Raw genomic sequence first — 5,478 nt, forward strand, 5'->3', positions numbered from 1 at the left:
GGGGTGTCATACTCAACGTGAGAGGTGTTGATGGTGATACCACGAGCTTTTTCTTCTGGCGCGTTATCGATCTGGTCGAAAGCACGTGCAGAACCGCCGTAGGTTTTAGCCAGTACGGTAGTGATCGCTGCAGTCAGGGTAGTTTTACCGTGGTCAACGTGGCCGATAGTACCGACGTTAACGTGCGGTTTTGTACGTTCAAACTTTTCTTTAGACATCGATTGTCCCTCTAAGACACGGATAAATCGGTGGTATCACCACATCAACCAAGCATTTGCTCGTTGAATCCAGAACAGAAAGAAAATCAGGGGGCGAGAAATTAAGAAGTGGTGCTGATAGGCAGATTCGAACTGCCGACCTCACCCTTACCAAGGGTGCGCTCTACCAACTGAGCTATATCAGCACATCTTGGAGCGGGCAGTGGGAATCGAACCCACATCATCAGCTTGGAAGGCTGAGGTAATAGCCATTATACGATGCCCGCATCCTGGAACTCGGCTACCTGATTTTTCTGTAGAATTTTGGGATGGAGCAGGATTGTTCATCACTCGGCTCGCATCCTTCGGGCCGGCTGCGCCTTGCGCTGCACAGCTCGAACCTTGCCGAAGGCTTTCGCCCTCTCCTCCCGCCATCAACCGTTGCGGTATTTATCGCATCTCAGTTAATCGCCGAAGGCAAGATTTGGTGGTGGGGGAAGGATTCGAACCTTCGAAGTCTGTGACGGCAGATTTACAGTCTGCTCCCTTTGGCCGCTCGGGAACCCCACCAGATTTTAACTACTTGTGACTTGAATGGTGCCGGCTACCGGAATCGAACTGGTGACCTACTGATTACAAGTCAGTTGCTCTACCTACTGAGCTAAGCCGGCATCAAGTGCAGCGCATTCTAGGTAGAGCGGGCGACCTATGCAACAAAAAAATTGCTTTACGCGCACTTTCGCTCATAAATCAGTCAATTTTGCATACTGTCATGCAATTTGCAGCCTGCGGCGTGCAAACATTCATCACTCGCGGCAATCATTCTCTACAATTTTATCCACTTTTTGCAAGCCTTGAGCGCCGCTTTCTCCGTGTCGGGCTTCTCAAAACACTTAACCCGCGATGGTAAACTGTGAGCGGGATCGATGCACCAAAAAGGGGATACCTGCCCCGGACTGCGGCGTGGGCTACACTGATCCCTCGCCCTTTTGCCGTTGCTATGCCTTTCGCCGCTGTGGCTCAGTTATTGCTTCTCTTCATTACCCCCATCCCAGGAGGAATGACCGATGAAAATAGTGCCTATCAACGCCGCTACGTTGCCGATTTACCGCGATGAATTGGCCCGCCTGTTGACCGATGCCGTCACGCACGGCGCTTCTGTCGGTTACGACACCTTAATTCCTCACGAAGACGCCGAGAGCTACTTCCACAGTCTGCGACCGGCCCTGGCCAAAGGCGAGCTGCTGCTGTGGATTGCCCGTGACGATCGCGGCGTCGTTGGCACCGTGCAACTCGAGCTTTGCCAGAAGCCGAACGGCCGTAATCGTGCGGAGGTGGTGAAGCTGTTGGTGCATAGCCGTGCTCGCCGCAACGGCGTAGGTCAGGCTCTGATGAAGACGCTGGAGTACGCGGCACTGCAGCAGCAACGCGGGCTATTGTACCTGGATACGCAGGCCGGTTCGGCGGCAGAAGCGCTTTATCGCAGCCTGGGTTATCGCTGTTTGGGTGAGCTGCCGGATTATGCAGCGGGTCCCGATGGGCATTACCATCCGACCGTCATTTATTACAAACGTCTGTTCACCGTAAATCAGCCTTCGCGCGCCATCGCCAGTTAGTCTTCAGGCGGTATCCGGCTCTGATGATACCGCCTTGCAACCCCGCTTTATCAACTGCGCGCCGCTTCGCACAATTGACATAAACTGCTGCCTATCGACAACTTTTGCGAAAAAAGTCTACGCCAAAAACGAAGCTGTCTATAATATGCAGCTTGTTTATTCTCTGGAGTTGGCGTCCGGCGCCTTTCCCAACCTGCGTTAACAGGCAGAATTTGGCTTATGATAAAAAGAGATCAATCTTTAGCAACGCCTTACCTACAGTTCGATCGTACCCAATGGGCTGCGTTGCGAGATTCGGTGCCGCTGACGTTGTCAGAAGAAGAGATCGTTAAACTGAAAGGGATTAACGAAGATCTCTCGTTGGAAGAAGTTGCGCAGATTTATCTGCCGCTGTCACGGCTGTTGAACTTCTATATCAGTTCCAACCTGCGTAGGCAGGCGGTGCTCGAGCAATTCCTCGGCACCGACGGGCAAAAGATTCCCTATGTCATCGGCATCGCCGGCAGCGTAGCCGTCGGTAAGAGCACAACCGCACGTCTGTTGCAGGCGTTGTTGAGCCGTTGGCCAGAACACCGCAGCGTTGAGTTGATCACGACCGACGGCTTCTTACACCCTAATAAGGTGCTGAACGAACGCGGCCTGATGAAGAAAAAAGGCTTCCCGCAGTCTTACGATATGCATAGCCTGGTGAAATTCGTGTCGGAAGTGAAATCCGGCGCCAAACGCGTCATCGCTCCGGTTTATTCTCATTTAATCTATGACGTTGTACCCGAAGGCAATAAAGTCATCGAGCAACCGGATATTCTGATCCTGGAAGGGCTTAACGTATTGCAAAGCGGCATGGATTATCCTCACGATCCGCATCGCGTATTCGTTTCCGATTTTGTCGACTTCTCTATATATGTCGATGCGCCGGAGACGCTATTGCAAAGCTGGTATATCAATCGCTTCTTGAAATTCCGTCAGGGCGCATTTTCCAATCCCGATTCTTATTTCCATAACTATTCAAAATTGCCGGAACCGGAAGCAGTTAATATCGCCACGCAATTATGGAATGAAATTAACGGATTGAATTTGCAGCAGAATATACTACCCACCCGTGAACGCGCCAGCCTGATAATGACCAAAAGCGCTAACCACGCCGTTGAAAGCGTGCGTTTAAGAAAGTAAGCCTACCGATCGATTCAGGGGACGTTACTGTCCCCTTGTCTTTTCTCGCTATTCCGCGCTGCGCAGCGATATCTCGCCACCGATGAAGGGCTTGATCTCCCCGTCCTGTTCCAGCAGCAGTGCGCCCTGTGAATCGATTCCTCGGGCGATACCCACAATCTGCCGCTCGCCAATCAGCAGCTTGACCGGCCTGTCGATAAAGTTATCCAGCGTACGCCAGCGACCGATAAAGGGCGCGAGTCCGTCTATCTCAAACTGTTTCAATGACTGACGCAGTTCATTAAGCAAGGTTGCAGCCAGTTCATTGCGCTCGATCTGAATTCCCGCTTCCTGTAGGTTAATCCATCCCTGAGTAATGGCGCTGGCATTGGTATCACGCATCGCCAGGTTGATGCCGGCGCCGATGACCAGTTGAGCCGCATCGCCAGTTTTTCCCGTCAGTTCTACCAGGATCCCCGCCAATTTACGATCGTTCAGATAAAGATCGTTAGGCCACTTCACGCGCACATCAGCCGCACCGAGGCGCTGCAAGACCTCCGCCATCACCATCCCGATCACCAGGCTAAGCCCCATAGCCGCTGCCGGCCCCTGCTCCAGTCGCCAGAACATCGACAGATATAAATTAGCGCCGAATGGCGAGATCCACTGCCGCCCGCGGCGCCCTCGTCCAGCCTGTTGGTATTCAGCGACGCAGGCATCACCAGAGTGCAATTCGTCGATGCGGTCCAGCAAGTATTGGTTGGTGGAATCGACCACCGGCAACACGCTTACACGCTTGTCTTCCAGCAGGCTGAGGATTCGCTTGGCTTCCAACAGCTGGATGGCGCCAGGCAGGCTATAGCCTTTTCCGGGCACGGTAAAGACATCCAGTCCCCATTCGCGAATGGTCTGAATATGCTTATTGATCGCCGCGCGACTCATGCCCAGTGACTCACCGAGGTGTTCACCGGAATGGAATTCGCCGTCAGCCAGCAGCGCGATCAGTTTTAACGGAACCTTGGTATCTTTCATGACAGCACCGCCACGGCATTCAGTTCACCGGTCGCGCCAATAAAACGCACCTCAGGTTCCAGCCACACGCCGAATTTATCAGCCACCGTCTTGCGTACGTGGCGCGCCAACGCCACCACATCCTGACTGTGGGCGTTGGCGATGTTCACCAGCACCAGCGCTTGTTGGCGGTGTACCGCAGCGCCACCGATACGATATCCTTTCAGTTCGCATTGATCGATAAGCCATCCGGCGGCCAGCTTCACCTGGCCATCCTGCTGTGGATAATGCGGCATAGCGGGATATTTAGCGATGAGTTCTGCGGCTTTCTCTGCGTTCACCAGCGGATTCTTGAAGAAGCTGCCGGCATTGCCGGTTTCACGCGGATCGGGCAGCTTGCTGCGGCGCATGGCGCATACGGATTCAAATACCTGAAGTGGTGTCACCGTGGCAGGATCCAGCTTGGCCAGATCGCCGTAGCTCAATTTGGGTTGCCACTGTTTGTTGAGACGCAGACCCAGCCCGACAATGACATGTCCAGTCTGGAAACGGTGTTTGAAAATACTTTCCCGGTAGCCAAAACCACACTCGGCAGCCGGAATACGATCGATAGCGCCGGTAGAGAAGTCCAGCAGATCGACATACTCGCAGACGTCTTTCAATTCGACGCCGTAGGCGCCGATGTTCTGGATAGGGGCGGAACCGGCCAATCCAGGAATCAATGCCAGGTTTTCCAGACCGCAGATCCCGGCCTGCAGCGTATATTGCACCAGATCATGCCAATTTTCACCGGAGCTGACGTGGAGATACCAGGCATCGTTATCTTCCCGAACATCAATACCCTTCAACTGATTGACCATTACTGTGCCAGAAAAATCCTCCAGGAACAGCACGTTGCTACCTTCACCGAGAATCAGCAACGGCTCCTGACGCTTGCGCGTTTGTTGCCACACCTTGAGCATCAGCTCAATTCTATCGGCCATGATCAGGTGCGCTGCGTTGACCGGGAGCGCAAACGTATTGTGGTTTTTTAAAGACGCGCTTTCAGTAGACATAACGTTCAGTACCCATACGGAAATAATCTTCCGCCTAGTCTACTCGATTCGAAGCGTCTGGCTAATATTTGTTTTAATTAACGTGAAATTTATCGACTAATACACTGAAGAATTAAGATTTATCTTTGATATAACCGGATAATTCTCATCAGTCTGTTCATAGATAGATATTTTTATTATTTAAATAATAATCTGGAACTATCAATTATATATTTAGCTGGCTATTTCCCTAGCAAAGAAACATTATGCTTCCTTATAAGGATAAACTACATATGCCCAAAAAAGCATTTTTCAAAGTAATAGATACTGTCAGGATATTTATTTTACGCACAGCAAAAAGCCCTGAACGTCAGTTCAGGGCTTTCGGCTTTATTTGATGCCTGGCAGTGTCCTACTCTCGCATGGGGAGACCCCACACTACCATCGGCGCTACGGCGTTTCACTTCTGAG

Annotated in this window: 5 protein-coding genes, 4 tRNA genes, 1 rRNA gene and 1 other RNA gene; 2 read left to right on the forward strand and 9 right to left on the reverse strand. The window is 52.0% G+C overall.

Annotated elements, in window-relative coordinates; genetic code table 11:
- From ACJ8PN_RS25475 to ACJ8PN_RS25500, 6 genes are all read right to left on the reverse strand, one after another.
- Window positions 1–218, reverse strand: a 218-nt coding sequence (locus tag ACJ8PN_RS25475) for a GTP-binding protein (RefSeq protein ID WP_045142993.1), incomplete at its 3' end; no start/stop codon positions are given.
- Window positions 219–327: 109 nt separating this feature from the next.
- Window positions 328–403, reverse strand: a tRNA-Thr gene (locus tag ACJ8PN_RS25480).
- A 6-nt stretch (window positions 404–409) separates the two neighbouring features.
- Window positions 410–484: transfer RNA gene (locus ACJ8PN_RS25485), tRNA-Gly, on the reverse strand.
- Window positions 485–520: 36 nt separating this feature from the next.
- A non-coding RNA gene (locus tag ACJ8PN_RS25490) (RtT sRNA) lies at window positions 521–636 on the reverse strand.
- Between the two features lie 46 nt (window positions 637–682).
- Window positions 683–767: transfer RNA gene (locus ACJ8PN_RS25495), tRNA-Tyr, on the reverse strand.
- Window positions 768–792: 25 nt separating this feature from the next.
- Window positions 793–868 (reverse strand) — tRNA-Thr (locus tag ACJ8PN_RS25500).
- A 396-nt stretch (window positions 869–1,264) separates the two neighbouring features.
- On the opposite strand from ACJ8PN_RS25500, the gene ACJ8PN_RS25505 reads away from it, so the two are divergent.
- Together ACJ8PN_RS25505 and coaA are read left to right on the forward strand one after the other, a co-directional pair.
- A complete protein-coding gene (locus tag ACJ8PN_RS25505; protein ID WP_004929422.1) occupies window positions 1,265–1,813 on the forward strand; it encodes a GNAT family N-acetyltransferase in 549 nt (182 codons plus the stop codon).
- A 219-nt stretch (window positions 1,814–2,032) separates the two neighbouring features.
- Entirely contained in the window at window positions 2,033–2,983 is a 951-nt protein-coding gene (coaA, locus tag ACJ8PN_RS25510) for a type I pantothenate kinase (protein ID WP_351110279.1), read from the forward strand.
- Between the two features lie 48 nt (window positions 2,984–3,031).
- Here coaA and birA read toward each other — a convergent pair whose 3' ends face one another.
- The 3 genes from birA to rrf form a co-directional block, all read right to left on the reverse strand.
- Entirely contained in the window at window positions 3,032–3,994 is a 963-nt protein-coding gene (gene birA, locus ACJ8PN_RS25515; RefSeq protein ID WP_351110277.1) for a bifunctional biotin--[acetyl-CoA-carboxylase] ligase/biotin operon repressor BirA, read from the reverse strand.
- Entirely contained in the window at window positions 3,991–5,028 is a 1,038-nt protein-coding gene (murB, locus tag ACJ8PN_RS25520; RefSeq protein ID WP_048326866.1) for a UDP-N-acetylmuramate dehydrogenase, read from the reverse strand. Before murB ends, birA begins: the two co-directional genes overlap by 4 nt.
- A gap of 378 nt (window positions 5,029–5,406) precedes the next feature.
- Window positions 5,407–5,478, reverse strand: a 5S ribosomal RNA gene (gene rrf, locus ACJ8PN_RS25525); the annotation flags it as partial.

Origin of the sequence: Serratia sp. CY76391 (genome assembly GCF_052166695.1) — a bacterium.
In the GTDB taxonomy this organism is placed as follows: domain Bacteria; phylum Pseudomonadota; class Gammaproteobacteria; order Enterobacterales; family Enterobacteriaceae; genus Serratia; species Serratia nematodiphila.